The organism is Pseudomonas sp. B19125 (assembly GCF_044218855.1).
Classification (GTDB): Bacteria; Pseudomonadota; Gammaproteobacteria; order Pseudomonadales; family Pseudomonadaceae; genus Aquipseudomonas; species Aquipseudomonas edaphica.
This window is the reverse complement of sequence record NZ_CP162589.1, coordinates 3,465,203-3,490,578: the sequence shown is the minus strand read 5'-3', so window position 1 is coordinate 3,490,578 and position 25,376 is coordinate 3,465,203. Positions and strand designations below refer to the sequence as shown.

General features: G+C 60.5%; 26 protein-coding genes. 13 read left to right on the top strand and 13 right to left on the bottom strand.

Annotated elements, in window-relative coordinates:
• Nucleotides 1-88 precede the first annotated feature (88 nt).
• Nucleotides 89-2,287: an OsmC domain/YcaO domain-containing protein gene (locus AB4P96_RS15850; protein WP_138454053.1), complete on the bottom strand. Its 2,199-nt coding sequence runs from the start codon at nt 2,285-2,287 to the stop codon at nt 89-91.
• A gap of 134 nt (nt 2,288-2,421) precedes the next feature.
• Here AB4P96_RS15850 and AB4P96_RS15845 point away from each other — a divergent pair, with 134 nt between their 5' ends.
• Nucleotides 2,422-3,042 (top strand): LysE family translocator, encoded by a 621-nt coding sequence (locus AB4P96_RS15845; RefSeq protein WP_017138939.1) that lies wholly within the window; start codon nt 2,422-2,424, stop codon nt 3,040-3,042.
• A 3-nt stretch (nt 3,043-3,045) separates the two neighbouring features.
• Here AB4P96_RS15845 and AB4P96_RS15840 read toward each other — a convergent pair whose 3' ends face one another.
• Nucleotides 3,046-3,702 (bottom strand): O-methyltransferase, encoded by a 657-nt coding sequence (locus AB4P96_RS15840; protein ID WP_395599762.1) that lies wholly within the window; start codon nt 3,700-3,702, stop codon nt 3,046-3,048.
• A gap of 111 nt (nt 3,703-3,813) precedes the next feature.
• On the opposite strand from AB4P96_RS15840, the gene AB4P96_RS15835 reads away from it, so the two are divergent.
• Both AB4P96_RS15835 and AB4P96_RS15830 read left to right on the top strand, forming a co-directional pair.
• Complete coding sequence (locus AB4P96_RS15835; RefSeq protein ID WP_395599761.1) at nt 3,814-4,446, top strand: TetR family transcriptional regulator; 633 nt, start codon at nt 3,814-3,816, stop codon at nt 4,444-4,446.
• Between the two features lie 265 nt (nt 4,447-4,711).
• The gene (locus tag AB4P96_RS15830) at nt 4,712-5,272 is read left to right on the top strand and encodes a cysteine hydrolase family protein (RefSeq protein ID WP_017138942.1); all 561 of its coding nucleotides are present in this window, start codon (nt 4,712-4,714) and stop codon (nt 5,270-5,272) included.
• Here the strand turns inward: AB4P96_RS15830 and AB4P96_RS15825 are convergent.
• The 3 genes from AB4P96_RS15825 to AB4P96_RS15815 all read right to left on the bottom strand — a co-directional run bounded on the left by AB4P96_RS15825 (nt 5,269) and on the right by AB4P96_RS15815 (nt 6,647).
• Nucleotides 5,269-5,718, bottom strand: coding sequence for an NUDIX hydrolase (locus AB4P96_RS15825; RefSeq protein WP_017138943.1), 450 nt, complete (start codon nt 5,716-5,718; stop codon nt 5,269-5,271). The genes AB4P96_RS15830 and AB4P96_RS15825 overlap by 4 nt on opposite strands.
• Complete coding sequence (locus AB4P96_RS15820; protein WP_169986247.1) at nt 5,711-6,139, bottom strand: VOC family protein; 429 nt, start codon at nt 6,137-6,139, stop codon at nt 5,711-5,713. Before AB4P96_RS15820 ends, AB4P96_RS15825 begins: the two co-directional genes overlap by 8 nt.
• A 238-nt stretch (nt 6,140-6,377) precedes the next feature.
• On the bottom strand, nt 6,378-6,647 hold the full coding sequence (locus AB4P96_RS15815) for a hypothetical protein (protein ID WP_395601009.1): 270 nt from the start codon (nt 6,645-6,647) through the stop codon (nt 6,378-6,380).
• On the opposite strand from AB4P96_RS15815, the gene AB4P96_RS15810 reads away from it, so the two are divergent.
• Complete coding sequence (locus tag AB4P96_RS15810; RefSeq protein WP_225932994.1) at nt 6,531-8,390, top strand: methyl-accepting chemotaxis protein; 1,860 nt, start codon at nt 6,531-6,533, stop codon at nt 8,388-8,390. The genes AB4P96_RS15815 and AB4P96_RS15810 overlap by 117 nt on opposite strands.
• Before the next feature lie 58 nt (nt 8,391-8,448).
• On the opposite strand, the gene AB4P96_RS15805 is transcribed toward AB4P96_RS15810, so the two are convergent.
• Nucleotides 8,449-9,210: a nucleotidyltransferase domain-containing protein gene (locus AB4P96_RS15805; RefSeq protein WP_017138947.1), complete on the bottom strand. Its 762-nt coding sequence runs from the start codon at nt 9,208-9,210 to the stop codon at nt 8,449-8,451.
• Nucleotides 9,207-9,686, bottom strand: coding sequence for an ATP-binding protein (locus AB4P96_RS15800; RefSeq protein ID WP_236447656.1), 480 nt, complete (start codon nt 9,684-9,686; stop codon nt 9,207-9,209). The genes AB4P96_RS15805 and AB4P96_RS15800 overlap by 4 nt, the downstream gene beginning before the upstream one ends.
• A gap of 123 nt (nt 9,687-9,809) precedes the next feature.
• On the opposite strand from AB4P96_RS15800, the gene AB4P96_RS15795 reads away from it, so the two are divergent.
• The 3 genes from AB4P96_RS15795 (at nt 9,810) to AB4P96_RS15785 (ending at nt 12,163) form a co-directional block, all read left to right on the top strand.
• Nucleotides 9,810-10,322, top strand: a complete 513-nt coding sequence (locus AB4P96_RS15795) for a GNAT family N-acetyltransferase (RefSeq protein ID WP_395599760.1) — start codon at nt 9,810-9,812, stop codon at nt 10,320-10,322.
• Nucleotides 10,323-10,448: 126 nt separating this feature from the next.
• Nucleotides 10,449-10,874 carry a DUF2231 domain-containing protein gene (locus AB4P96_RS15790; protein ID WP_017138950.1) on the top strand — a complete coding sequence of 142 codons (426 nt, stop codon included), beginning with the start codon at nt 10,449-10,451 and terminating at the stop codon, nt 10,872-10,874.
• Nucleotides 10,871-12,163, top strand: a complete 1,293-nt coding sequence (locus tag AB4P96_RS15785) for a PQQ-dependent sugar dehydrogenase (protein WP_395599759.1) — start codon at nt 10,871-10,873, stop codon at nt 12,161-12,163. The genes AB4P96_RS15790 and AB4P96_RS15785 overlap by 4 nt, the downstream gene beginning before the upstream one ends.
• 137 nt (nt 12,164-12,300) lie before the next feature.
• Here AB4P96_RS15785 and AB4P96_RS15780 read toward each other — a convergent pair whose 3' ends face one another.
• Nucleotides 12,301-13,704, bottom strand: coding sequence for an MFS transporter (locus AB4P96_RS15780; RefSeq protein ID WP_099549644.1), 1,404 nt, complete (start codon nt 13,702-13,704; stop codon nt 12,301-12,303).
• A 143-nt stretch (nt 13,705-13,847) separates the two neighbouring features.
• Nucleotides 13,848-14,378, bottom strand: a complete 531-nt coding sequence (locus AB4P96_RS15775; RefSeq protein WP_017138952.1) for a GNAT family N-acetyltransferase — start codon at nt 14,376-14,378, stop codon at nt 13,848-13,850.
• 153 nt (nt 14,379-14,531) lie between these two features.
• On the opposite strand from AB4P96_RS15775, the gene proP reads away from it, so the two are divergent.
• Nucleotides 14,532-16,034, top strand: coding sequence for a glycine betaine/L-proline transporter ProP (gene proP, locus AB4P96_RS15770; RefSeq protein WP_017138953.1), 1,503 nt, complete (start codon nt 14,532-14,534; stop codon nt 16,032-16,034).
• A gap of 52 nt (nt 16,035-16,086) precedes the next feature.
• On the top strand, nt 16,087-16,593 hold the full coding sequence (locus AB4P96_RS15765) for a GAF domain-containing protein (RefSeq protein WP_177033224.1): 507 nt from the start codon (nt 16,087-16,089) through the stop codon (nt 16,591-16,593).
• On the opposite strand, the gene AB4P96_RS15760 is transcribed toward AB4P96_RS15765, so the two are convergent.
• On the bottom strand, nt 16,568-17,485 hold the full coding sequence (locus tag AB4P96_RS15760; RefSeq protein ID WP_395599758.1) for an AraC family transcriptional regulator N-terminal domain-containing protein: 918 nt from the start codon (nt 17,483-17,485) through the stop codon (nt 16,568-16,570). The genes AB4P96_RS15765 and AB4P96_RS15760 overlap by 26 nt on opposite strands.
• A 166-nt stretch (nt 17,486-17,651) precedes the next feature.
• Here AB4P96_RS15760 and AB4P96_RS15755 point away from each other — a divergent pair, with 166 nt between their 5' ends.
• Nucleotides 17,652-18,674, top strand: a complete 1,023-nt coding sequence (locus AB4P96_RS15755) for an alpha/beta hydrolase (RefSeq protein WP_395599757.1) — start codon at nt 17,652-17,654, stop codon at nt 18,672-18,674.
• Nucleotides 18,674-19,861 (top strand): MFS transporter, encoded by a 1,188-nt coding sequence (locus AB4P96_RS15750; protein ID WP_395599756.1) that lies wholly within the window; start codon nt 18,674-18,676, stop codon nt 19,859-19,861. Before AB4P96_RS15755 ends, AB4P96_RS15750 begins: the two co-directional genes overlap by 1 nt.
• On the opposite strand, the gene AB4P96_RS15745 is transcribed toward AB4P96_RS15750, so the two are convergent.
• A complete protein-coding gene (locus AB4P96_RS15745; RefSeq protein ID WP_065931628.1) occupies nt 19,854-20,675 on the bottom strand; it encodes a helix-turn-helix domain-containing protein in 822 nt (273 codons plus the stop codon). The genes AB4P96_RS15750 and AB4P96_RS15745 overlap by 8 nt on opposite strands.
• 97 nt (nt 20,676-20,772) lie before the next feature.
• Between AB4P96_RS15745 and AB4P96_RS15740 the strand changes: the two genes are divergently transcribed.
• Both AB4P96_RS15740 and AB4P96_RS15735 read left to right on the top strand, forming a co-directional pair.
• Nucleotides 20,773-21,984: an MFS transporter gene (locus AB4P96_RS15740; protein ID WP_395599755.1), complete on the top strand. Its 1,212-nt coding sequence runs from the start codon at nt 20,773-20,775 to the stop codon at nt 21,982-21,984.
• Nucleotides 21,985-22,094: 110 nt separating this feature from the next.
• Nucleotides 22,095-23,255 carry a GGDEF domain-containing protein gene (locus AB4P96_RS15735; RefSeq protein WP_017138959.1) on the top strand — a complete coding sequence of 387 codons (1,161 nt, stop codon included), beginning with the start codon at nt 22,095-22,097 and terminating at the stop codon, nt 23,253-23,255.
• Here AB4P96_RS15735 and iolG read toward each other — a convergent pair.
• Nucleotides 23,252-24,256, bottom strand: coding sequence for an inositol 2-dehydrogenase (iolG, locus tag AB4P96_RS15730; protein ID WP_099549640.1), 1,005 nt, complete (start codon nt 24,254-24,256; stop codon nt 23,252-23,254). The genes AB4P96_RS15735 and iolG overlap by 4 nt on opposite strands.
• A 33-nt stretch (nt 24,257-24,289) precedes the next feature.
• Nucleotides 24,290-25,315 carry a LacI family DNA-binding transcriptional regulator gene (locus AB4P96_RS15725; protein ID WP_099549639.1) on the bottom strand — a complete coding sequence of 342 codons (1,026 nt, stop codon included), beginning with the start codon at nt 25,313-25,315 and terminating at the stop codon, nt 24,290-24,292.
• Nucleotides 25,316-25,376: the final 61 nt, after the last annotated feature.

The following is a 25,376-nucleotide window of genomic DNA, read 5'->3' as shown; positions in this document are numbered from 1 at the left end:
GACACCTCGGTGTATCAGTTGCACCGCGGTGATGCTATCGCAGGCAAGCCAGCTCCCACACAAGCCAGCTTTCACAAGGGGGATAGTGTCAGGCTGAAGTGACGTTGGCCCGCGCCGAGTGCAGTTTTTTATAGCTCTCGATCAAGCGCAAATGCCGATCCAGGCCTTCCAGCTTCATGCTGGTCGGGGTCAAGCCATAAAACCGCACACTGCCGTCCACCGAACCCATCACCGCATCCATCCGCTCGTGACCGAACATCCGGCGGAAGTTGGCCTCGTAATCGGCGAGGTCCAGGTCGTCGTCCAACTGCATCTCCAACACTGCGTTCATGGCCTGGTAGAACAGGCCGCGTTCAGCGGTGTTGTCGTTGTATTGCAGGAACATCTCCACGCACTCCTTGGCCTCCTCATATTGCTGCAAGGCCAGGAAGATCAGCAGTTTCAACTCCAGGATGGTCAACTGGCCCCACGCCGTGTTGTCGTCGAACTCAATGCCGATCAAGGTGGTGATGTCGGTGTAATCGTCCAGCTCGCTTTCGATCAGTCGCTCGACCAACGCCTGCAGCGCCTCCTCGTCAAGGCTGTGCAGGTTGAGGATATCGGCGCGGAAAAACAGCGCTTTGTTGGTGTTGTCCCAGATCAGGTCGTCTACCGGGTAGATTTCCGAGTAGTCCGGCACCAGGATCCGGCAAGCCGTGGCGCCGAGGTGTTCGTACACCGCCATATAGGACTCTTTGCCCATGCCTTCGAGAATGCCGAACAGGGTGGCGGCTTCTTCGGCGTTGGAATTTTCACCTTCGCCCGAGAAGTCCCACTCGACGAACTCATAGTCCGACTGCGCACTGAAGAAGCGCCACGACACCACGCCGCTTGAGTCAATAAAGTGCTCGACAAAGTTGTTCGGCTCGGTCACCGCCTGGCCTTCAAAGGTCGGCTGCGGCAGGTCATTCAAACCTTCAAAACTGCGGCCCTGGAGCAGTTCGGTGAGGCTGCGTTCCAGCGCCACTTCCATGCTTGGGTGTGCGCCGAACGAGGCGAATACGCCGCCGGTGCGCGGGTTCATCAGGGTGACGCACATCACTGGGAACTCGCCGCCCAGGGATGCGTCCTTGACCAGTACCGGGAAGCCCTGGGCCTCCAGGCCTTCGATACCCGCGACAATGCCGGGGTATTTGGCCAACACTTCTGCGGGCACGTCCGGCAAGGCGAACTCGCCTTCAATGATTTCGCGCTTCACGGCGCGCTCGAAAATCTCCGACAGGCACTGCACCTGGGCTTCAGCCAAGGTATTGCCCGCGCTCATGCCGTTGCTGAGGTAGAGGTTTTCGATCAGGTTGGACGGGAAATACACCACTTCGCCGTCGGACTGGCGCACGAACGGCAGCGCAACAATCCCGCGTTCTTCATTGCCCGAGTTGGTGTCGAACAGGTGCGAGCCACGCAGCTCGCCCTCACGGTTGTAGACCTTCAGGCAGTAGGCATCGAGGATTTCACTCGGCAGCTCGTCCTTGGGCCCAGGCTGGAACCAGCGTTCGTCCGGGTAATGCACGAACGGCGCGTTGGCCAGCTCCTCACCCCAGAACTGGTCGTTGTAGAAGAAGTTGCAGTTCAGCCGCTCGATAAACTCGCCCAGGGCAGACGCCAATGCGCCTTCCTTGGTTGCGCCCTTGCCGTTGGTGAAACACATCGGCGAGTGTGCGTCGCGGATATGCAACGACCACACGTTGGGCACGATATTGCGCCACGAGGCGATTTCAATCTTCATGCCCAGGCCGGCGAGAATGCCGGACATGTTGGCGATGGTCTGCTCCAGCGGCAGGTCCTTGCCGGCGATGTAGGTGCCCGCCTCGGAGGTGGAATTGGGCATCAACAATGCCTGCGCATCCGCGTCGAGGTTTTCCACTTCCTCGATCACAAATTCCGGCCCGGCCTGCACGACTTTCTTCACGGTGCAGCGGTCGATTGAACGCAGGATGCCCTGGCGGTCCTTGTCGGAGATGTCCGCTGGCAACTCGACCTGGATCTTGAAGATCTGGTTGTAGCGGTTTTCCGGATCAACGATGTTGTTCTGTGACAGGCGAATATTCTCGGTGGGAATATTGCGTGTTGCGCAGTACAGCTTCACAAAGTACGCCGCGCACAACGCCGACGAAGCCAGGAAGTAATCGAACGGACCCGGGGCCGAACCGTCGCCTTTGTAGCGAATCGGCTGGTCGGCAATCACCGTGAAGTCATCGAACTTGGCTTCAAGCCGAAGGTTGTCGAGAAAGTTGACCTTAATTTCCATGCGGGCACACCAGAATAACGAGCTAAACAAATTGGCCGCCATTATGAAGATTTTCGCCGGGAAGTCTCAGGGTTTTGCGAATCGGCTGCCGATCGGTGCTAACGTCCACCCACCACACTTTGAGCCATCGGCCCATGTCCATTACCGATAACCTCCTCGCCTTTACCTTCGCCGCCACCCTGCTCACGCTCACGCCGGGGCTGGATACCGCGCTGGTGCTGCGCACCGCCACAGTCGAAGGCAAACGCCAGGCGCTGCACGCCACCTTCGGCATCAACGCCGGTTGCTTGCTGTGGGGCGCGGCCGTGGCGTTTGGCCTGGGCGCTTTGATTGCAGTGTCGGAGCTGGCGTACAACCTGCTCAAATATTGCGGCGCGGCTTATCTCGCGTGGCTGGGCCTGAACATGTTGGTGCGCCCACGCCGCTCACTGTCACCCGCCAAAGCCGAGGGCAAACCGGGCGGCAACTGGTTCCTCAAGGGCATGCTGGGCAATGTGCTGAACCCCAAAGTGGGCATCTTCTACGTGTCCTTCCTGCCGCAATTCATCCCCCAAGGCCAGCCGCTGATTGCCTGGACCTTTGGCCTGGTCAGCATTCATGTGCTGCTGGGCCTGCTGTGGTCACTGCTGCTGATTGGCGCCACCCGACCGCTGTCCGGTTTCCTGCGCAGGGAAAAGGTGATCCGGTGGATGGACCGCACCACCGGCATGATCTTCGTGTTGTTCGCCGCGCGCTTGGCATTGAGCAAGCGCTGAACCTTAGCCGAGGCGGATCGACAGTTCGATATCATCGGCAAACGGCACCGACAGATAGCCGTTCCCAGGTTCGCGCACGTGCGCCAGGTATTCAGGGCAGTAGTTGGTGTTGTCAGCCACCACCAGCGCGCCCGGCCGCAGGTGCTTCTCTACCAGCTTCAACACGTCGCCATACAGCGACTTGGCGCCATCGAGCAACAGCAGGTCGACCGATTGCGGCAGGTTTTGAGCCAGTGATACCAGCGCATCGCCTTCACGCACTTCGATCAAGTCGCTGACGCCGCCTTCAATGAAATGCTCGCGCGCCACGGCGATCTTCGTTGGTTCGAATTCGCTGCCGACCAGCACACCGCCGCCGTTGTCGCGCAGTGCGGCAGCCAGGAACAAGGTGGACAACCCAAACGAGGTGCCGAACTCAACAATGGCTTTTGCATGGCTGCTGCGGGCCAGCATGTAGAGCAGGTTGCCGGTGTCACGCGAGACGGGCAGCCACAAGTCCTTGAGCATCGTGTAAAGCTCCAGGTATTCGGTTTTGCTGTGCATCAGGCGGTTGCGTTCCTGCGGCGACACAGTGTCGATGAGCGGGCTGGTCGCCGCATTGGCTTGGGCGTAGAGGCGTTCGATCAAGGCTGCAAGAGGCGCGGTAGTCAGGGTGGTCATGATTGATTTCCGTCGAATGGGGACTAAGATGCGATTAATTCGTCGCATTAAAAGTATGCGAGTGATTCATCGCCTTCGCTATTCGCGTTCGCCCAGCGCTCGGAACCCGAAATGACCACCCGCCAGACGCCCCGTATTGCCTCGCGCAAACAGCCACAACAGGCACGCTCGACCGAGTTGGTGGCGGCGATTCTCGAAGCCGCTATTCAGGTTTTGGCCAAGGAAGGCGCTACGCGTTTCACCACCGCGCGGGTCGCGGAAAAAGCCGGCGTGAGTGTCGGCTCGGTGTATCAATATTTCCCCAACAAGGCCGCGATCCTGTTTCGGCTGCAAAGTGATGAATGGCAGCAGACCACCCAAATGCTGCGCGACATCCTCGAACAAACCGAAATAGCACCGCTGACCCGCCTGCGTACCTTGGTGCATGCATTTATCCATTCCGAGTGCGAGGAGGCGCTGATGCGCGGTGCGCTGCACGACGCGGCGCCGCTGTACCGCGATGCGCCGGAAGCGGAGCAAGTGCGCGCTGCCGGCCGGCAAGCCTTTGAGACATTCATGCATGAGTTGCTGCCCGAGGTGCCCGACGCAACCCGCGCACTGGCGTGTGACCTGATCCGCAGCACGCTGGGTTGCGTGGGCAAGGACTTTTCCTTCAGCCCGCGCACCGCTGCCGAAATCGAGGTGTATGCCAATGGCATGGCCGCTATGTTCAGTGCTTATGTGAATACACTCAATCGGCCCTGATTGCTTACGAAGCCGTAGCGCAAGGTTCACACGGCGATTGAAGGCACCAGCGCTCGATGGGAGTATCGGCGACTGTGGGAGCTGGCTTGCCTGCGATGGCGATGGGTCAGTCACCGATGTATGCACGGATAGACCGCTATCGCAGGCAAGCCAGCTCCCACTTTGGATCGATGTGCATCGTGCAAATGAGCTTCGAACAATAGACCTGTTTAAGCACGCCCAATCGCTGCTATGTTTCGCGCCTGATCCAGCTAAAGGATGTGCCATGGAACCGCTAGCCACAAACGCCGCGTTGTTGATCATCGACATGCAGCAAGGCATGAATGACCCCACGCTGGGGCGCCGCAATAACCCCGACGCCGAGGTGCAGATACAGCACCTGCAGCGTGCATGGCGGCAGTCCAATCGCCCCGTGGTGCATGTGCGGCACATGTCCCGCAGCGAAGGCTCGGTGTTTTGGCCGGGCCAACCGGGCTGTGAGTTCCAGCCGGCACTGGCACCGCTCAAGCATGAGCATGTGGTGGAAAAAAACGTCCCGGATGCGTTCGCCGCCACCGGCCTGGAGCGTTGGCTGCATGTGCGTGGGATCCGGCAATTGGTGATCGTTGGGGTGATCACCAACAACTCTGTCGAGTCTACGGCGCGCTCCGGCGGCAACCTGGGTTTTGAGGTAACAGTGGCGGCGGACGCCTGCTACACCTTTGATCAAGCCGATTTATCGGGCCGCCTCTGGCCTGCCGAGGATGTGCATGCACTGTCGCTCAGCAACCTGGCGATGGATTACGCCAGGGTCACAGCCACTGCCGATATCCTGGCCATGCTTTAAAAAACGCCTGCCTGCGCGAGCATGTCGATAAGCCCTTCTGGCCATACCGTGTCTGCCGTCGAATGCAGCGCCTCGGTGGACCACCAATGGTGATCCGCCATGACCTGGGCTTCTTGCACTGTCCATTCGTCTCGCGACAGGTGCTCGTTTTGCGCCTGCACAACAAAGTACTGCTCAATGGCCAACACCGTTTCACCACTGGGTAGCATCAGCTCAAATCGGCGATCTGCTACCGGCGCTTGTACGTCACTGACCACAATGCCGGTCTCTTCGCGCAGCTCACGGATCGCAGCGGTGTGAAAGGTTTCCCCGGCTTCAACACCGCCGCCGGGCGTCGCCCAGTAATTCCTGCCGGCCAGTGCCCCGTCCTTGTGGACGAACCGGAACAGCAGCACTTTTCGAGCCGGGCTGATCACCAAAAGGCGTGCCGCCTTGCGCTCACGCATTGTCTCTCGTCCTTTCACCAAGCCGCTCTACCAGTCTTACCAGATAACCATCCGGGTCCTGTACCAGAAACTCGCGCTGCCCAACCTCGACCTCGCCTGCCCGGTACCACACGTCTTTGCAGGCCTTGAACACGGGATAGGCCGCCCTCTCCAGCCGTTGAATAACCGGATGTACCGCCACGACATCAATTTGCAGGTTCATGCCGCGCCCGAACGGCCGTTCCAACGCCCCCGTGAGCCATTGACTGGCGAGTGGGTCGACTTGTTCAAGCATCACCTGAGCGCCGTCCAGGTCAAGATACGCGAAGCCGTCTTCCAGGCGCTGATAAGCCACCGTGAACCCCAGACAACCGACCCAGAACTCAAGGCTGCGGTTCAGGTCAGTCACCATCAATTCCGGGACCAGATTATTTCTATGCATCGCCCATCACCGCCCAACCTGAGGCCATGCGGCAGATGACTTTATCGTTGGCACCGCTGCGGGCCAGTGCGACACGTTCCGTGATCAGTGGCATGCATCATCCTTAATGAAAAAATATCGATGGCATCTTAACGGTGAAAACACCACGGGGCTCAACACTTTCAACCTGGCGGGCCCCATGCTTGGGCATGGTTAAATTTTCAGGACAAAAACATTTTTTGTTGTACACAAAATAAAGCTAAAGCTTTATAACCCTCGGGCCGAGACAGTCAGTGATATCAAATCGCCTCTTCGCCCGGTGGTCGTCTCGATGAAAATAAAAAACAAGCTCGTCCTCGCGTTCGTCTCTGTCGCCTTTATCCCGGTTAGCCTGGTTGCAGTTATCTCCGTCATGAACACGCGGACTCAGGCGGTCGATCAGTTTATTGATGGCAGCACCCGCGAAATACGTCAGATCGATGGCAATATCCGGCAATTCTTCGACGGCACCTTGCAGAACGTCGATCAAATGTCCGCTGATCCTGTATACACTTCAGTGAACACTCTAAAAGATTATCAGCCTGCAAACGCCGCGAGTCAGCCAATGCCCGCCCAGGCGCAGCAGGTAATCGACCAGTTTGCCCGTTTTGGCGCCACCCACCCTTCCGCTGCGATTCTGTCCATTGGCCTCGAAGACGGCACCTACGCCAAATGGCCCGATGACCCACAACTGGCCAAATACGACCCGCGCACCCGCCCCTGGTACAAGGCTGCCATGGCCAGCCCCAACAAGACCGTGCGCACACCCGCTTACTACTACGACAAGGATGATGTGGCGCTGGTGGGCACCGCACGTGCGCTGCTCGACAGCAGCGGCAAGGCCAAGGGCGTGTTCGTGGTCAGCGTGTCGCTGAAGAACCTCACCGAATTGCTCAAGAGCATCAAGCTGGGTGAAAGCGGCTACGTGATGTTGATCGAAGACGGCGTGGTGCTGGTCGACCCGCGCAACGCCGCGCACAACTTCAAGCCGCTCAAGGACCTCGGCGCGCCCTATGCGCACCTGGCCGAGACGCCCCAGGGCTCAACCGAGGTGGTCATCGACGGCGTGCGCTACATGGCCAACGTGTGGACCTCGCCGGGCCTGGGCTGGCGGTATGTGGGGCTGATCGAATACAACGAAGTCATGGCAGCGGCGACGCGCATGACCTACCTGACCACGGCAATCGTGGCCGTGCTGGTGCTGATCTTCGGGCTGATCGCCGCGGCGTTTTCCAAGGTGATCGTCAAACCGATCGGCCAGGTCAGCACCGGCTTGCAGTCCATCGCCCAGGGTGAAGGCGATTTGCGCCATGAGCTGCAAGTACAGGGCAAGGATGAAACTGCCGAGCTGGCGGGCTGGTTCAATAAATTCCTCGCCGCAATCCGTCAACTGATCCAGCATATTGGCGCGGCCTCCACCAATCTTCAGGACGCGTCACGGGTCAACAGTGAAGTGGCACACAACATGAACGAAGCCGCCGGGCGCCAGCGTGAGGCGGTGGAATTGGTGTCTACCGCGTTCAATGAAATGGTCGCCACCGCCAACGAAGTCGCACGCTCGTGCAGCGGCGCGGCGGAGTCGGCCGAGAACGGCCATCGCCGTGTGGCCGAAGGCAAACAGCAGATCGAAGTCACCACCGATAACGTCAACCGCCTGGGCCGCCGCCTGACCGAGTCATCCCAGGCCATGGTCGAGCTGGAAGCCGGCAGCCGCAGCATCAACCAGATCCTCGGCACTATTCGCGCCATCGCCGAGCAGACCAACCTGCTGGCCCTCAACGCCGCCATCGAAGCCGCCCGCGCCGGTGATCAGGGCCGTGGTTTTGCCGTGGTGGCCGACGAAGTGCGCGCACTGGCCAAGCGCACCTCCGACTCCACCGGCGAGATCGAGCAGTTGCTCGGCACCCTCGGCAGCAAGACCGAAGAAGTCACCCAGAAGATGAGCAGTTGCCTGGACCTGTCCCGCGCCAGCGTGTCGTCCATCGAAAACGCGCGGGACAGTTTCGAGGGCATCCAGTTGTCGGTAAACGAGATCCGCGACCAGAACCTGCAGATTTCCGCCGCCGCCGAGGAACAACACAGCGTGGCCGAAGAGATCAACCGCCATATCCAGCAGATTTATGACGAGGCAAGGTTGGTGGAGAGCCTGGCCAATGCTGCGCAGGATGATTCGGGGCGGTTATCGAGCCTGTCGCAGGAGCTGAATGGCTTGGTGGGGCGTTTTAAATCCTGATGTGCGCAGCGTAGGTAAAGTGAGCCTGAGTGCCAAATTACCTATCTATACCTGCTGTCTATACCTGCTGTGAAACCATCCAGTCGATAAAGGTTTGCAGTCGCACGCTGAAGGGCTCGCCCACGGCACTCGGGTTTCGCGCCTCGAACAGGAAATACGCGATCTGGATGCGCATCGCGGGGTGATGCTGTACGAACAAGGCAACGTGCTCTTCGAGGGTGTACGGCCAGGGCGCGTCGGGGCCGCGCAATATGTTGGTCGCTCGAATCAGCTTGCGAGCCGCTTCGCGTTGCAGCCGCAGGCGCTCGGTTGGGGTATTGGCCTGATGGATGAGGTTGAGATAGCCGCTCAACACGGATTCAAAATCACCATTCAACGCCAGGGCGATTTCGCGCGAAGGCTGGAAGCGTTCAAAGCGCAGCGAAAGATCCTCGCCCCACACACAACGGCAATGATGCTTGAGCCAGAAACCCCATTTATTTGCATTTTCGGGCGCCAGTACTTCGGCGCGGTGGCCGATATCGAAGTCAATCTTGGTGACCACCGGGTGGCGTTGCTCCAGCGCCTGGCGCAGCGTTTCCAAGTGTGCCAATACCTGTGCATCCGGCGGTTCGAGCAGAATCAGGCTAAGGTCCAGGTCCGACTCACCTGGGCTGGCTTCGCCCCTGGCGACACTGCCATACACATAAATGCCGTCCAGCCCGGACTGGGAGAGGCTGGCGATGACATCCGCCAGCAGCGGCTCAAACTCAGGCTGGAAGGCGGCATTGCCCAGCGTCAGCACACAGCCCTGGGCATCCACACCGGTCACCGTACTCATGGGTGATGCACCTCGATCACCAGGCCTTCCGCCTCACTCGGCACACAGAAATGGCGGGTGATCAGGTCAAACTCGGCGTCGGTGGCGGCGAAATCATGCTCGCCCTGGGCATTGCGCGCCTGTAAACGGCTGCGGCAGGTGGCGTCATCCAGCTCCAGATAGTGCAGGCAGTGCGGCGCTTGCGCAGCCTGGGCCAAGCTCAGCAGCCACTCGCGATTAGCCAGCGTATTGGCCGGGAAGTCCAACACAACGCTGATGCCCGATCGCAGCACGTTGATCACCAACGGCCCGAGCACACCTCGAATACGCTGGGCGCAGCTCACGTAATCGGCAATCGAGAGGACTTCACCGGGGTAAAGGGTGGCGAGCCAATGGTCTTCGCTCAACAGGATGGCGGCGTGTTCAGCGGCCAAAGTGTTGGCCAGGGTGGATTTGCCGGAGGCGATCTTGCCGCACAGCAGGTGCAGGGTTGGCATGGACAGGGTTCCTTTTGTCAGGCCCTGAAGCATGCCAGTTTTCAGGGCTCTGCATAATGAGAACCTATTCTGTAACAGTGAATGGGCACCCTGGTTTCGATAAATTACCGACAAGGGATGGTTATGATTCGCGATGCATTGCCCAAGGACGCCAAGCAGATCGCCCAGGTGCATGTGAGCAGTTGGCAACAGGCTTATGTAGACCTGATGCCAGCAGATTTTCTGGCCTCGCTGAGCACAACACTGCCGCAGAAAGAGGCTAACTGGGCGCGCTTGATTGAAAGCCAAGACGCTGGCGTATTAGTCGCCGAAGTGGATGGCAACGTTATCGGCTGGCTGTCGCTGGGCCTTTGCCGGGATACGGACACGCCTGAGGTCGCATCGGGAGAGGTCATGGCTATCTACGTGTTGGCGGACTACTGGGGTCACGGCATCGGCGCGCAATTGTGGCAGGCGGGTTTCCAACGTTTGGTTGAACAGGGTTATAAACGCATTTCCTTATGGGTTTTAGCCGCCAACCAAAGAGCCGTACGTTTCTATACACGCTTTGGCGGCACTGAAGACCCGGGTAGCCGTCGCACGCTGGTGCGCGGTGGCGTGACGCTGGAAGAGGTGCGCTATGTGTGGACCCGTTGAGGCGCTGTCAAACCCTGAAATAATATTTCGACACGAATTGCGCTGAACTATCCGCCAGGCTCTACGCTCCTTCCCTATGCGCTGCCCCGCCCCGGGGCGTTGGATAAAACAAGGAGCCGCGACCCCATGACCACCCTTCCCGCCTACCCACTCGTCAGGCCTGGCCCGCTGCACTCGACCCTGTTGGCCGGCACCGTGCCGTTGTTTCTGGGCACGTTGCTCAGTGACATCGCCTACGGCCAGACCTATCAGATCCAATGGGCCAACTTCGCGTCCTGGCTGATCGCCGGTGCCTTGGTGTTTTGTGGCTTTGCATTGTTGTTCGCGCTGGTCAACCTGGTGCGCGCCGAGCATAAAGGCGGACGCCCCGCCGCGTACTTCCTGCTGTTGCTGATCACCTGGGGACTCGGGCTGGTCAACGCCTTCCAGCATGCCAAGGACGCCTACGCCATGATGCCTGTTGGCCTGGTACTGTCGGTGATCGTGACGGTTCTGGCGATTGTTGCCACATGGGTCGGCCTGACCAACCTGCGCTCGGGAGCTGCCAAATGAACCCACTCAATACGCTGACCTTGCTGAGCGCAGCGCTGTTGCTGAGCGCGTGTGGCGACGCCGGCGACAAAACCCAGGCACGCGGTCCAGATCCCAAACTGCCCGAGCAACAAAGCAGCCTGCTGCCGAGCATGAAGATTGCCGAGCCGACACCCTGGGGCGAGCAAAAACCCACGGTGCCGCAAGGCTACAGCGTCACGGCCATCGCCACCGACCTGGCCATTCCACGCCAGACGCTGGTGCTGCCCAACGGCGATATTCTCGTTGCCGAAGGCCGTGGCGGCAGTGCGGCCAAACTCAAGCCCAAGGACGTAATCGCCAGCGTGATCAAGGCCCAGGGCAACACCAAGGTCAAGAGCGGTAACCGCATCACGTTGCTGCGCGATGCCGACGGTGACGGCAACTACGAGCTCAAGACCGTGTTTGCCGACAACCTCAACGCGCCCTATGGCCTGGCTTTCGCCGACGGCAAGCTGTACGTGGCCAACCAGGATGCCCTGGTGCGCTTCGACTATACCGACGGCCAGACCAAAGCCAGCGGCGCGCCAACCAAAATCATCGACCTGCCGGCGCAGATCAACCATCACTGGACCAAATCCCTGGCCATCAGCGAAGACGGGCGCCAGCTCTATGTGGGCATTGGCTCCAACAGCAACATCACCGAGCGCGGCATGGAAGTGGAGATCGACCGCGCCATGGTCTGGCAGATCGACGCAGCCAGCGGCGCGCACAAGCCCTACGCCACCGGCCTGCGCAACCCGACCGCACTGACCATTCAGCCGGGCTCGGGGCAATTGTGGACGGTGGTCAACGAACGCGATGAACTCGGCCCCGACCTGGTGCCGGACTACCTCACCTCAGTGCGCGAAGGCGCCTTCTACGGCTGGCCCTACAGCTACTGGGGCCAGAACGTCGACCCCCGCGCGCAACCGCAGAACCCACTGAAAGTGGCGGCCGCGATCAAGCCGGATTACAGCCTGGGCTCGCACGTTGCGGCACTGGGCGTGGATTTTTCGATACCGGCCATGGGTGAACAATTCGCCGACGGCGTGTTTGTCGGCGAACACGGCAGCTGGAACCGCGACAACCCGGTGGGCTACAAGGTGATCTTCGTACCGTTCAGCAACGGCAAGCCGGCTGGCGAACCGATTGATTTCGCCACCGGTTTCCGTGGCGACGACGGCAAGACCCGTGGCCGCCCGGTGGGCGTGACGGTCGACCCCAAAGGTGCGCTGATCATTGCTGACGACTTGGCCAACACCGTTTGGCGGGTGACACGCAATCGGTAACCGCCGTTGAACCTTGTCACTGTGGCGAGGGAGCTTGCTCCCGCTGGGCTGCGAAGCGGCCCCTGCTCTTTGCTTCAAGAGCATGGGACTGCTACGCAGTCCAACGGGAGCAAGCGCCCTCGCCACAGGGGACGGGTTTACAGGTCAGTGATTTCCTTATGCCGCGGCACCAGCGCCTTCATCACGCTCCACGCGACCAGGTACGCCAAGGCACAAATCGCAAACATGATCATATAGCCGGTGTGAATGTCGTTGATGGACTTGTAGTAGTCGAACACCCAGCCACCGATCTTGGTCATCACCACACCGCCCAGGCCGCCCGCCATACCGCCGATGCCGACCACCGACGCCACGGTTTTTTGCGGGAACATATCCGACACGGTGGTGAAGATATTGCACGACCACGCCTGGTGCGCCGAGGCGCCCACGCCGATCAACAACACCGGCACCCAGAAGCTCAGGTAACCGAACGGTTGCGCCAACAGCACCACCAGAGGGAACAGCGCGATCACCAGCATGGCTTTCATGCGGCCGTCATACGGGGCATCACCGCGCGCCATAAAGTAGCTGGGGAACCAGCCGCCGCCGATACTGCCGACCATGGTCATGCTGTACAGCACGGCCAACGGCATCACGATATCCGCGCCTTTCATGTTGTATTGCGCCGACAGGTACGTGGGCAGCCAGAACAGGAAAAACCACCACACGCCGTCGGTCATGAACTTGCCGAAGGCGAACGCCCAGGTCTGGCGGTAGGTCAGCAGCTTGAACCACGAGACTTTTTTCGGCGTCGCCCCCACAGGCTCAGGCGCGAAAGGCTGTACGGTCTGGTCACTGCGGATGTAGGCCAGTTCTTCGGCGGACAAGCGCTTTTGCTGCTCCGGTTTCTCATAGAGCATCGACCACACCGCCACCCACACAAACCCGAGCATGCCGATCACGATAAACGCGGCTTCCCAGCCCCACATGCCGGCAATCAGCGGCACACAGATCGGCGCGAGGATTGCACCCACGTTGGCGCCGGAGTTGAAGATGCCGGTGGCCAGGGAGCGTTCTTTTTTCGGGAAATATTCCGCAGTAGCCTTGATCGCGATGGGGAAGTTGCCCGCCTCGCCAATCGCCAGCACGGCGCGGGAGAGCATAAAGCCAGCAATCGATACCGGGATCACCGCCAGGCCGATGGCGGCGCTGAGCGAGGCAATCCCCGCGCCCATCGGCACCGAGAACGCATGCATGATCGCGCCGGTGGACCAGATGGCAATCGCCACCACATAGGCCGCCTTGGTGCCGATCTTGTCGACAAACCGCCCGGCAAACAGCATGGCAATCGCATAAACGAACTGGAACACCGCAGCGATGTTGGCGTAATCGGTGTTGCTCCAGCCAAATTGCGTCGACAGTTGCGGCGCCAAGAGGCTGAGCACCTGGCGGTCGAGGTAATTGACGGTGGTGGCAAAGAACAACATCGCGCAGATGGTCCAGCGATAGTTGCCGACGGCCTGGCCGACGCGGTGGGCGTTGATGGGCTCATTCAAATTCATGGCATCACTTTTTATTTTTGTTAGATAGGACATATGTAACGTCATATGTCGTCGTACAACTGCGACTTTTATAGCCGGGCGCCTTGGCGGTGTCAATCTGAAATATTGCCGTTTCTTCAGGTATTACTTGGGCGTATAAACAATCAGTTCAAAGCGGTTGTAGGATGACAAACGCGAAACACCCGGCTAGGCGCCTTGCCCGGTACATCGTCGAGCAGGCCGTAGGGCTGCATGCCTAGCTTTTCCAACACACGGATCGAAGCCGCATGATCGGGTCGCACCAGACCGAAAACCTCCGGCAGATTCAGTGTTTGGAAGGCCAGCGCCAGCGCATCCCGACCCAGCTCGGTGGCGTAGCCCTGCCCCCACGCCTCCACGGCGAAGCGATAACCCAGGTTGATGCGCCGCTCGGTCAGGTAATTAAGCGGCGCTATGCCGCCAAAGCCAATGAGGTGCCCAGGCTGCTCCTTACGGGCGATCGCCCACCAGCCATAACCCTGGGCGGCCCACTGTTCGAGCCAATGGTTGAGCACACGCTGGGCGTGCTCCAGGCTGGCCATCGGCCCTGCAGGGTTGAACATATTTGTCTGCGGGTCACCGAAGATCGCGAACAATCGCTGCACATCGTTGGCTTCGGGCTTGCGGTAGATCAGCCGTGAGAGGGTGTCAGGCATGCGCATAATTCCTTGTTGATGCCATGAAGTTCAACGCATCAGCAAAAAAACGCAAATAGAGGTGAATTATTTCATGTCGGCTTGTATCTGAACTGACAGAGCGGTGCCATCGCAACGATGGCACCTCCCCTGTTCAGTTTTAGAGTGACCCGCATGAAATTACGTAAGAAAAGCGTCAAACCCATCGGTTTGAAAGACATCACCATCGTCGACGATACCAAGGTGCGCAAGGCGATCACCGCCGCCGCACTGGGTAACGCCATGGAGTGGTTCGACTTTGGTGTCTACGGGTTCGTCGCCTATGTGCTCGGCAAGGTGTTCTTCCCCGACGCCTCGCCCAGCGTACAAATGATCGCTGCCTTGGGTACCTTCTCCGTGCCCTTCCTGATTCGCCCGCTGGGCGGCCTGTTCTTCGGTGCCCTGGGTGACAAATACGGGCGGCAGAAAGTATTGGCCGCCACCATCGTGATCATGTCCCTGAGCACTTTCGCCATCGGCCTGATCCCCGGCTACGCCTCGATAGGCATCTGGGCGCCGATCCTGCTGCTGTTGTGCAAAATGGCCCAGGGCTTCTCGGTGGGCGGTGAATACACCGGCGCCTCGATCTTTGTCGCCGAATATGCACCGGACCGTAAACGCGGGTTCCTTGGCAGCTGGCTGGACTTCGGCTCCATCGCCGGTTTTGTGCTCGGTGCCGGCGTCGTGGTACTGATCTCGACGATCCTCGGTGAAGCTGACTTCGAGGCCTGGGGCTGGCGCCTGCCGTTCTTCCTCGCCCTGCCCCTGGGCATCATCGGCCTGTACCTGCGTCACGCGCTGGAAGAAACCCCGGCCTTCCAGCAGCACATGGACAAGCTCGAACAAGGCGACCGCCAGGGCCTGACCCACGGCCCCAAAGTCTCGTTCAAGGAAGTCGCGACCCAGCATTGGCGCAGCCTGCTGACCTGCATCGGTATCGTCGCGGCCACCAACGTGACGTACTACATGCTGCTCACGTATATGCCCAGCTACCTGTCGCACAACCTGCATTACAAAGAAAACAGCGGCGTACTGATCATCATCGCGATCATGGTCGGCATGCTGTTCGTGCAGCCATTTATCGGCTTTGTCAGTGACAAGATCGGCCGCAAGCCCTTCATCATCGCCGGCAGCGTGGGCCTGCTGTTCCTGTCCATTCCGGCGTTCATGCTGATCACCAGCGGCAAGATCGGCCTGATCTTCGCCGGCCTGCTGATCCTGGCGGTGGTCCTCAACTTCTTTATCGGCGTGATGGCCTCGACCCTGCCGGCGATGTTCCCCACGCACCTGCGCTACAGCGCGCTGGCCAGTGCGTTCAACGTCTCGGTATTGATCGCCGGTGTCACCCCCACCGCCGTGGCGTGGCTGGTGGAAAGCACCAACGACCTGTTCATGCCCGCCTACTACCTGATGGTGTTTGCCGTGGTCGGCTTGATCACGGGCCTGACCATGAAGGAAACCGCCAACAAGCCACTGCGCGGCGCCGCGCCTGCGGCCTCGGACATGGCAGAAGCCAAGGAAATACTGCAAGAGCACCACGACAATATCGAGCAGAAGATCGAAGACATCGACACTCAGATTGCCGAACTGGAAGCCAAGCGCCAGAACCTGGTGCAGCAGCACCCACGCATCAACTGACTACTGACCTGGCGTGGCGGCCCCTGCCGCCATGCCTTTGGAGTGCCTAAGCATGGTTCCAAGCGTCACCGCAGCACACTCGCTACTCAGCGCCGACGAACGCGCTGCCATCGCCGAAATAGAAGCCACTACCAGCATCCTGCAACTGGTTACCCGCCTGACCGGCATGCGCTTTGCCGGCATCGCCAAATTCACTGACCTTGAGTGGGTCGTCTGCTCGGTGCACGACACGGCCGACATGGGCATTCATGTCGACGACGTGCTCGACCTCGAAACCACACTGTGCAGTGAGTTCTGCATCAACCCGCAGACCCTGTTCATCCCGCAGATCAGCCACAACGGCCGCTTCGCCGCGCGCCCGGTGGTCAAGCAGTTCGCCATCGAAAGCTACGCCGGTGCGCCGATCTTCCTGCCTGATGGGCGCCTGTTCGGCGCATTGTGCGCGCTGGATTCGCGGGCGATGCTGTTTGAAGACCCCAACCTGCCGGAAACCCTGAGCCTGTTTGCGCGGCTGATCGGCTGTATTTTCTTCGCTAACTTGAACGCGGTTGATCAGTGAGCTTGCCGCGCAAGGTGGCCATATCGCGCTTGGGTGGCACACCGAACAGCCGGCTGTACTCGCGACTGAACTGTGACGGGCTTTCATAACCCACCTTGAACGCCGCACTGGACACGTCTTGATGTTCGTTGAGCATCAAGCGCCGCGCTTCATTCAAGCGCAGCCATTTCTGATACTGCAAAGGGCTCATCGCGGTCAGGTGACGAAAGTGATGATGAAAGGTGGCAGCGCTCATCTGCACCCGCGCCGCCAACTCCTCCACCCGCAACGGCGCGGTGTAATTGAGCTTCAGCCAATCGATCGCCTTGGCGATCCGATAGCCCTGCCCGTCAACGGCGCAGATCCTGCGCAGGCGCCCGGCCTGGTCGGTCTTTAACAGCCGGTAATGGATTTCACGCTGAATCAACGGCGCGAGTACCGGGATCGCCTCGGGTTCGTCCAGCAAAGCGACCAAGCGTGCGAACGCTGCCAGCATGCCTTCGGTGACCGTGCCGATTCCCACCCCTTTCATCACTGCCCGCTCCCGAGTGGGCGGCAACTCACTCTGGGCGATCAGCTCGGCGAGGATGTGCAGGTCCAGTTTGTAGGTCAGGCCCAGGCAGGGCCGGGCCGGGCTGGCAACCAGCACTTCGGAGTTGGCCGGGATATCCAAAGACGTCAGCAGAAACCGCGTCGGGTCATAGGGGTAGCCTTCACCGCCGACCCACAGTTGTTTTTCACCCTGGGCGACCAGCACGACGCACGGCTCGACCATGCACACCACCGGCGCTGCCGGCTGCTCACGCCGATAAAAGCCCAGGCCCGGGACTGGCATGGGGTAATCGCCGGGCGCCGTGACCTGCGCGTTGATCGCCTGGATCAAGGCGTCCAGGGGCAATGGATTAATCGTCATAAAAGGCTCTTTTAACGCGTGACCGAACTGTACCGCGCACACCAAGCAAGTGTCACCGACAACCCACAAGACTCAGAGGATCAGGCAAGTAATCCACTGGAACGCACTACAGAACGCCGGTCCATGCCGGGAAAATGCGCGGACCAACCTTATCCGGGATCACGCCATGAAAAGCCTTTTGCTCGCCCTGAGCGTGCTGCTGACGTCTTTTTCTTCATTGGGAGCCGATATGTCCAACGGTGCTGACAACTTCTACAAAAGCGACAAAGTGACGGTGCAAAACGTCACCTTCAACAACCAGTACGGCATGGCGGTGGCGGGCCATTTGTTCATGCCGAAAAACCTCGCCCCCGGCGCAAAAAACCCAGCCCTTGTGGTTGGGCACCCGATGGGCGCCGTCAAAGAGCAGAGCGCAGACCTCTACGCCACCAAAATGGCCGAACAAGGCTTCGTCACCTTGTCTCTGGACTTGTCATTCTGGGGCGATAGCGCAGGCTCACCACGCAATGCGGTGCTGCCCGACCTCTACGTCGAGGACTTCAGCGCTGCCGTGGATTTCCTCGGTACCCGCCCGCAAGTTGATCGCGAGCGCATCGGTGTGATCGGTATTTGCGGCAGTGGCAGCTTCGCCATTGCCGCCGCGAAGATTGACCCACGCTTTAAGGCAATCGCTACCGTGAGCATGTACGACATGGGTGCGGCCAACCGCAATGGCCTCAAACATAGCGTGACGCTGGCGCAACGTCAGCAGCTGCTGCGCCAGGCCGCCAACCAGCGTTATGTGGAATTCCAGGGCGGCGAGACCGTCTACACCGGCGGCACGCCAGCCACCCTCACCGGCGATGCGGTGGGTGATGAGTTTTACGATTTCTACCGTACGGCGCGCGGCGAATTCACACCCGTCGGCGGCTCGCTGCAAACCACCACGCGGCCGATCCTGACCAGTAACGTGAAGTTCCTGAACTTCTACCCCTTCAACGATATCGAGACGCTATCCCCTCGCCCGCTGTTATTGATCGCCGGCGCCGACGCGCACTCACGTGAATTCAGTGAAGACGCCTACCAACGCGCGGCCGAGCCCAAGGAACTGCTGATTATCCCGGGCGCAGGCCATGTCGATCTTTACGACCTGGTCGATCTGATCCCTTTCGACAGACTCGCCACTTTCTTCAAAGGCCACTTGAAATAATGCCCGATAAATCACAGATGCATAGCTGGGCCGCGGTGTTTGCGATGTCGTTGGCGGCGTTCGCACTGGTGGCCTCTGAGTTCATGCCGGTAAGCCTGCTGACGCCGTTGGCCGCCGACCTGCAGATTTCCGAAGGCCAGGCCGGCCAAGGCATCTCGGTGTCCGGTCTGTTCGCCTTGCTCACCAGCCTGGTCATCGCTGCCGTCGCTGCGCGGGTTGAGCGCAAGCGTCTGCTGTTGGCGTTGACCGTCCTGATGATCCTGTCTGGAACCGTGGTGGCGCTGGCACCGAACTACCTGACGTTCATGCTCGGTCGCGCGCTGATCGGCGTGGCCATCGGCGGCTTCTGGTCGCTGTCGGCGGCGACCGCCATGCGCCTGGTGCCCACGGCCCAAGTACCGCGCGCGTTGGCGATCGTGAATGGCGGCAACGCACTGGCGACGGTGATCGCAGCGCCCTTGGGCAGTTTTCTCGGCGCACTGATCGGTTGGCGTGGCGCATTTTTCTGCGTCGTACCGGTGGCGGTAGCGGCTGGCCTATGGCTGCTGTTCAGCTTGCCCGCGATCAAGGTGCAAGGCCAGGCCAAGACTGGCAATGTGCTGCGCTTGTTCAAACAGACGCCTGTGGCCCTGGGCATGCTCGCCATCAGCGGCTTTTTCATGGGCCAGTTCATGCTGTTCACTTACCTGCGTCCGTTTCTGGAAAGCGCCACGCGGGTCAGTACCTCCACACTCTCGTTGCTGCTGTTGGTGCTCGGCCTGGCCGGGCTGGCGGGCACTGTGCTGATAGAGCGCATGCTGAAAAACCGCCTGTATCCTGTGCTGATTGCCATTCCATTGATCATGGCGGTGATCGCCGTGGCTCTGGTGGCCTTCGGCGGCTCGCCGATCACCACAGCCGTGTTACTCGGTTGCTGGGGTTTCGTGGCAACCGCCGCGCCGGTGGGTTGGTGGACCTGGTTGGCGCACGTGTTGCCGGACGATGCCGAGGCCGGCGGTGGATTAATGGTGGCAATCATTCAATTGGCGATTACTGCCGGTGCCACTGTCGGTGGCGTGGCGTTCGACCACAGCGGTTATCAGGCCACCTTTGAACTGAGCGCAGCCACGCTGGGGGTTGCCGCGCTGCTGGCAGGCCTGGCCGCGCGGCACTCAGCGCCGGGGTTGATGGCCTGCCGCCCTACCTGAAAAACTGACTCGGCGTCTTGCCAAACTGTTTCTTGAACATGCTGGTAAAGGCGCTCGGGCTCTCGTAGCCCAGTTCGATGGCAACATCGATAATCTTCTGCCCCACCGCAATCCGCTCCAGCGCCAGCAGCAAGCGCGCCTGCTGGCGCCATTGGCCAAAGGTCAACCCGGTTTCCTTGCGAAACAGACGCTGGATGGTCTTCTGGTCCAGCTCAAGGCGCCCACTCCAATCCTCCACCGTCGACGCATCCCCGGGATCCTGCTGCAGCGCCAGGCAAATCCGGTTGATACGCGGGTCGCCGGGCTGCGGCAACGACAGCGGCAAGGCCGGCAGAATCGCCAGCTCATCGAGGATCAGGTGCATGATCCGCGCATCGCGTGAGTCCTCGGCATACGGCGGTTTCAAACTCACCGACGCCTTGATCAGCTCACTGAGCAACGGTGAAACGCTCACCGCCTTGGTCTCGGTCGGCAGGTTCGGGAACGCATCGGGGCGCACAAACACACTGCGCATTTTCAACGGGCCGACACAGCGCAGCGAGTGGACTTGCCCGCAAGGCATCCAGAAGCCACGATTGGACGGCACCGTCCATTGGTTGTGCGCCGAGTGCACCACCATCACGCCCTCGATGGCGTAGAGTAACTGGTGCTTTTCGTGGCTATGCTCGGGGATCACCCAGTTTTCGGGGTAATCGGTAGCGGAACTGATGACAGCCCAGTCGCCTGCGTCGATTTCCTGCAAAAATTCATTCAGTGGTTTGATCATTTCGCCCTTTTTGCGACAGTTGCCTCCCGAATTTCGTGAGACAGGCATTGGCACCGAATTTAGCATAACCGCCGAAACAATTAGAAATGGGTGCCGGGCTCAAGTACTCGCCACCTCAGTTTGCTGCCCTGTATGGAATGCCTGCATGACGACCGTTACCGCGTCACCCGCCGCTGCAACCACTACACCCCAAGTGAGCCCCTTGGTTATGCGCGTCCTCGGCGCCTGCGCCTTGGCCCACCTGATCAATGACCTGATCCAGGCCGTGCTGCCCTCGGTCTACCCGATGCTCAAGGCCAACTACGGGCTGAGTTTCACCCAAGTGGGCCTGATCACCCTGACCTTCCAATTGACCGCCTCGCTGCTGCAACCCTGGATCGGCTACCACACCGACCGCCACCCCAAGCCCTGGCTGTTGCCGGCCGGCATGGTGTGCACCTTGATCGGCATTCTGATGCTGGCGTTTGTCGGCACCTTCCCGGCGATTTTGCTGGCGGCGGCCCTGGTGGGCGTCGGCTCGTCGACCTTTCACCCGGAAACCTCGCGCGTCGCACGCCTGGCCTCCGGTGGGCGTTATGGCCTGGCGCAATCGACCTTCCAGGTCGGCGGCAACACCGGCAGCGCCTTCGGCCCATTGCTGGCGGCGGCGATCATCATTCCTTACGGCCAGAGCCATATCGCCTGGTTCGGGCTGTTCGCCGTGTTTGCGATTCTGGTGCTGTACGGCCTGAGCCGCTGGTACCGCAACCACCTCAACCTGTTCAAGCTCAAGCAAGGCGGCAAGGCCACTCATGGCCTGTCCAAAGGCCGCGTGACCTTTGCCCTGGTGGTGCTGGCGCTGCTGGTGTTCTCCAAATACTTCTACATGACCAGCCTGACCAGCTACTTCACGTTCTACCTGATCGAGAAGTTCCAGCTGTCGGTGGCCAGTTCGCAGATGTACCTGTTCCTGTTCCTTGGCGCGGTGGCGGTGGGCACCTTCGCCGGTGGCCCGATTGGCGACAAGATCGGGCGCAAGAAAGTCATCTGGTTCTCGATCCTCGGCGCGGCGCCCTTCACCCTGGCCCTGCCCTACGTCGACCTGTTCTGGACCGCCGTACTCAGCGTGGTCATCGGCTTTATCATCGCCTCGGCCTTCTCGGCCATCGTGGTCTTCGCCCAGGAACTGGTGCCGGGCAATGTGGGCATGATCGCCGGTATCTTCTTCGGCCTGATGTTCGGCTTCAGCGGCATTGGTGCTGCGCTGCTGGGCTTGCTCGCTGACAACCACGGCATTGAGTACGTGTATAAGATCTGCTCGTTCCTGCCGCTGGCGGGCATCCTCACGATATTGCTGCCTTCGACCAAAGGCGTCTGACCCGCCGATTATCGGCTGGCCGTGTGCTATTAGCCGGAATGCTCTGAAAAACCTGCGTGTGCGCTTACAATCCCGATTTTCAAGCGCACACCCAGGCAGCCCGGCACGACATGACGCTCGACCCTCCTACGATTCTGATTCTGACCATCGCGCTGGCCGCCGCTGCCGCGTTGTATCTGGCCATTGAATGGCGCAGCGTACGCGAGGCTTCCCTGCTGTTCTGGGCCGCAGGTTTTGCGACCATCAGCGTCGGCTCCACCCTGGCGTTGCTGCGCGGCAGTGGCCTGTTAATGATCGGCATCTGGTTCGCCAACGGCTTGCTGGTGACTGCGCACTTTCTGTTCCTGCTCGGCGTGGCGCGTTTTACCCAGGCGCGCCTTTCACCGCTATGGCTGTTGATGCTGCTGGTGTGGCTGGGAATGCTGATGCTTCCAGCCGAGCTCCCATGGTCCAAAGCCATGCTGGCGGTGCAGTCGCTGCTGGTGGCAGCGCCGACTCTGCGCGCCAGCTTTTTGCTGCGCCCGCACGGCAAATCACTCAGCATCGGCGCGGTGCAGTTGCGCTATGTGCTGCTGATCCATGGCGCGTTTTATGTAGCCAAAGCGTTGTCAGTGATGATCCCCGGCACACTGATTGACCTGGCTGCCTTCAAGGGCGAAATCATCCAGGTGTCCCTGGTGGAAGGTGCGATGGCGATCATGTTGATCGCGCTGTCGATGACCGGCTCCGAACGCTACCGCCGCGAGCAGCACATCGCGCGGCTGGCGGCCCGCGACCCACTCACTGCGCTCTTCAACCGCCGCGCCCTTGACCTGCAAGCGCCCCGCCTGTTGGCGCAAGTCTCGTCGGCCCAGCCAGGCGCCGTGCTGTTGATCGATATCGACAACTTCAAAGGGGTCAACGACCTCTACGGCCATACCGCCGGCGACCGTTTGCTCATCGCCCTCAGCGAGATGATCCGCAGCGTCGTACCCCAAAGTGCGTTAGCTGCGCGCCTGGGTGGGGACGAGTTTTTGATTCTACTGAACAACACCTCGACCCAGCAGATTGTCGAGCTGGGCAGCCGCTTGCGTGAACAGTTCCAGCAAGTCGCCGCTGAAACCTTTACCACGCCGGCGCCGGTGACCTTGAGCATCGGCGCCAACCTGTTCGACCAACCACCGGCAAGCCTGGCCGCGCTGATCGAACAAGGCGACACCACGCTCTACGAAACCAAGCGTGGCGGGCGCGACAGCATTCGTCTGGTGGACCAGACCGGCACGTTCGGCTAAAGGTCGTAATGCACCGCTACGCTGCGCCCGGTCTTCACCGACTCCAATGCACTATCGGCCAGGTGCAAGGCATACAGGCCATCACGCACGCTGGTCGGTAGCTCTCGGCCAGCGTTCAGCGCGTCAATAAACTGTGTTAGCTCATTGCGATAAGCATCCGCGTAACGCTCGAGGAAAAAGTGCTGCAACGGCTCCAGCGCTTCGGTGTGGTCGGCACTCCAATGGCGCAACGTGCTGGGGCGGTGGTTGTCGGTGAGCAGCACGCCCGTGGCGCCGGACACTTCCACGCGCTGGTCATAGCCGTACACCGCCTGGCGACAGCAGTTGATGTGGCATTGCTTGCCGGAGGCCGTGCGCAGCAGCACCATCACACTGTCGTAGTCGTCGATGTCGGCCAGGCTCGGGTCCACCAAGCGGCTGGCGAAGGCACTGACTTGCACCGGCTCCTCGCCGAGCAGGTGGCGGGCGGTGTCGAAGTCATGGATGGTCATGTCGCGCAGGATGCCACCGGAGTGTTCCAGGTAGTCACGCGGCGCCAGGCCGGGGTCGCGGCTGGTGATGATCACCTGGCGCACGGCGCCGATCTGGCCGGCGTCCAGCGCTTGGCGCAGGCGCAGCATGTCGGGGTCAAAACGTCGGTTGAAACCGAGCATCACCTTGCCGCCCAGGCGTTCGACGGCCTGGGCGGCGCTGCGAGCCTTGGCGATATCCAGGTCGATGGGCTTTTCGCACAGTACCGCCTTGCCTGCGGCCACCGCTGCCAGCAGCAAGTCGATATGGGTGTCGGTGGGCGTGCCGATCACCACGGCATCAATGTCTTGGCGGGCAAGCACGGCGGCGCAGTCATAGGCCGCTTCGCAGCCCAATTGTGTGCTGAGCGCATCGACACCTTCGCGCCAGGGGTCGGCCACCAGCACCAGCGTGGCGTTGGGGTGAGCGGCGACGTTGGCGGCGTGGATCCTGGCGATGCGCCCGGCACCTAAAACGGCAATACGTAGCATGGTCGAACTCCTGGCGTTGTTATTGAGGGAGCTTCAGTCCGGCAGGTTGAACGGTGTCACGATCTGCACCTGTGACGGCGCAATCGGCCCGGTTTTCCATAGCCGGTGGTGTTGCAGGATGTGCAAAAACACGCTGCGGGCATCGATCTGCAGGTTGTGGTCGATGATCGCGGCGACTTTTTCTTCCAGCAGCAGCTGGCGATTTTCTTCGTCCAGGTCATGGCCGATAAACACTTCCAGCGGGCGCTCGAGCGCGGTGAAGGCATCGACAATCGCGCGGTTACCGCCGCCGACGCTGTACACCGCCTTGAGTTCGGGGTGTTGCTTGAGGGCCTGGGTGACGCGCTCAAACGTGCGGTCGTACACGCCATAGCCGCCGCTGATATCCAGCACCCGCAGGTGCGGGGCACGCCCACGCAGCCAGGCGCGAAAGCCCATCTCGCGCTCTTCTTCGCCACGGAACAGTTCGCTGCCGATCACCACCGCTACGTCCTGGGGTTGCGCCGGCAGCCAGCGCGACATCAGGTAGGCCGCGGTTTGGCCGGCGGTGCGGTTGTCCATGCCTACATAACCGATGCGCTCGCTTTGCGGCAGGTCGGTGACCAGGGTTACCACGGGAATGCCGGCCGCGATCAGCTGCTTGACGGCCTGATTCACCGCCGGCTCATCCGCCGCTTTAAGCACCACGCCCTGGCTGCCGGTGTCGAGGCAGCGCAGTAATTGGTCATGCATGGCCTGGGGTTCGATTTCTTCAAACAGGTGAAAACGCGGCGCGATGCGAAACGGCGCCAAGCTGCCCAATTGCGCGGTGATCGCCGCCTGCACCGCCGCGCTGAAGCGCTGGGGTGTGTGCATGATCACATCGACGTGAAACGTGCGCCCCACCGCCAGACCGTTTTTTTCCTGGGCCTCCAACTCATCCAGCGCCTGCTCGATGCGCCGGGTGGTCTGCGCATGCACGCTGCCGCGCTGGTGCAACACGCGGTCGACCGTGGCTTTGCTCACGCCGGCCTGGGTCGCGAGCTGCTTGATGGAGAAGTGTTTTGCGCGTTCGAGCATGCGGTTCGCCTGAGGTGTTTTTGAGGTCTTTTTTGGGCGTTACTGAGGTTTTGCAATGCTA

Bases quoted from the DNA above. Each gene is read 5' to 3' on its own strand.
- AB4P96_RS15800 (WP_236447656.1), bottom strand. From the start codon at position 9,686: ATGCCAACCCTGCACCTGCTGTGCGGCAAGATCGCCTCCGGCAAATCC.
- AB4P96_RS15830 (WP_017138942.1), top strand. From the start codon at position 4,712: ATGGAACCGCTAGCCACAAACGCCGCGTTGTTGATCATCGACATGCAG.
- AB4P96_RS15735 (WP_017138959.1), top strand. From the start codon at position 22,095: ATGACGCTCGACCCTCCTACGATTCTGATTCTGACCATCGCGCTGGCC.
- AB4P96_RS15825 (WP_017138943.1), bottom strand. From the start codon at position 5,718: ATGCGTGAGCGCAAGGCGGCACGCCTTTTGGTGATCAGCCCGGCTCGA.
- AB4P96_RS15850 (WP_138454053.1), bottom strand. From the start codon at position 2,287: ATGGAAATTAAGGTCAACTTTCTCGACAACCTTCGGCTTGAAGCCAAG.
- AB4P96_RS15835 (WP_395599761.1), top strand. From the start codon at position 3,814: ATGACCACCCGCCAGACGCCCCGTATTGCCTCGCGCAAACAGCCACAA.
- AB4P96_RS15840 (WP_395599762.1), bottom strand. From the start codon at position 3,702: ATGACCACCCTGACTACCGCGCCTCTTGCAGCCTTGATCGAACGCCTC.
- AB4P96_RS15810 (WP_225932994.1), top strand. From the start codon at position 6,531: ATGAACACGCGGACTCAGGCGGTCGATCAGTTTATTGATGGCAGCACC.
- AB4P96_RS15745 (WP_065931628.1), bottom strand. From the start codon at position 20,675: ATGCCTGTCTCACGAAATTCGGGAGGCAACTGTCGCAAAAAGGGCGAA.
- AB4P96_RS15725 (WP_099549639.1), bottom strand. From the start codon at position 25,315: ATGCTCGAACGCGCAAAACACTTCTCCATCAAGCAGCTCGCGACCCAG.
- proP (WP_017138953.1), top strand. From the start codon at position 14,532: ATGAAATTACGTAAGAAAAGCGTCAAACCCATCGGTTTGAAAGACATC.
- AB4P96_RS15845 (WP_017138939.1), top strand. From the start codon at position 2,422: ATGTCCATTACCGATAACCTCCTCGCCTTTACCTTCGCCGCCACCCTG.
- AB4P96_RS15760 (WP_395599758.1), bottom strand. From the start codon at position 17,485: ATGACGATTAATCCATTGCCCCTGGACGCCTTGATCCAGGCGATCAAC.
- iolG (WP_099549640.1), bottom strand. From the start codon at position 24,256: ATGCTACGTATTGCCGTTTTAGGTGCCGGGCGCATCGCCAGGATCCAC.
- AB4P96_RS15795 (WP_395599760.1), top strand. From the start codon at position 9,810: ATGATTCGCGATGCATTGCCCAAGGACGCCAAGCAGATCGCCCAGGTG.
- AB4P96_RS15785 (WP_395599759.1), top strand. From the start codon at position 10,871: ATGAACCCACTCAATACGCTGACCTTGCTGAGCGCAGCGCTGTTGCTG.
- AB4P96_RS15750 (WP_395599756.1), top strand. From the start codon at position 18,674: ATGCCCGATAAATCACAGATGCATAGCTGGGCCGCGGTGTTTGCGATG.
- AB4P96_RS15780 (WP_099549644.1), bottom strand. From the start codon at position 13,704: ATGAATTTGAATGAGCCCATCAACGCCCACCGCGTCGGCCAGGCCGTC.
- AB4P96_RS15820 (WP_169986247.1), bottom strand. From the start codon at position 6,139: ATGCATAGAAATAATCTGGTCCCGGAATTGATGGTGACTGACCTGAAC.
- AB4P96_RS15765 (WP_177033224.1), top strand. From the start codon at position 16,087: ATGGTTCCAAGCGTCACCGCAGCACACTCGCTACTCAGCGCCGACGAA.
- AB4P96_RS15740 (WP_395599755.1), top strand. From the start codon at position 20,773: ATGACGACCGTTACCGCGTCACCCGCCGCTGCAACCACTACACCCCAA.
- AB4P96_RS15755 (WP_395599757.1), top strand. From the start codon at position 17,652: ATGAAAAGCCTTTTGCTCGCCCTGAGCGTGCTGCTGACGTCTTTTTCT.
- AB4P96_RS15775 (WP_017138952.1), bottom strand. From the start codon at position 14,378: ATGCCTGACACCCTCTCACGGCTGATCTACCGCAAGCCCGAAGCCAAC.
- AB4P96_RS15805 (WP_017138947.1), bottom strand. From the start codon at position 9,210: ATGAGTACGGTGACCGGTGTGGATGCCCAGGGCTGTGTGCTGACGCTG.
- AB4P96_RS15790 (WP_017138950.1), top strand. From the start codon at position 10,449: ATGACCACCCTTCCCGCCTACCCACTCGTCAGGCCTGGCCCGCTGCAC.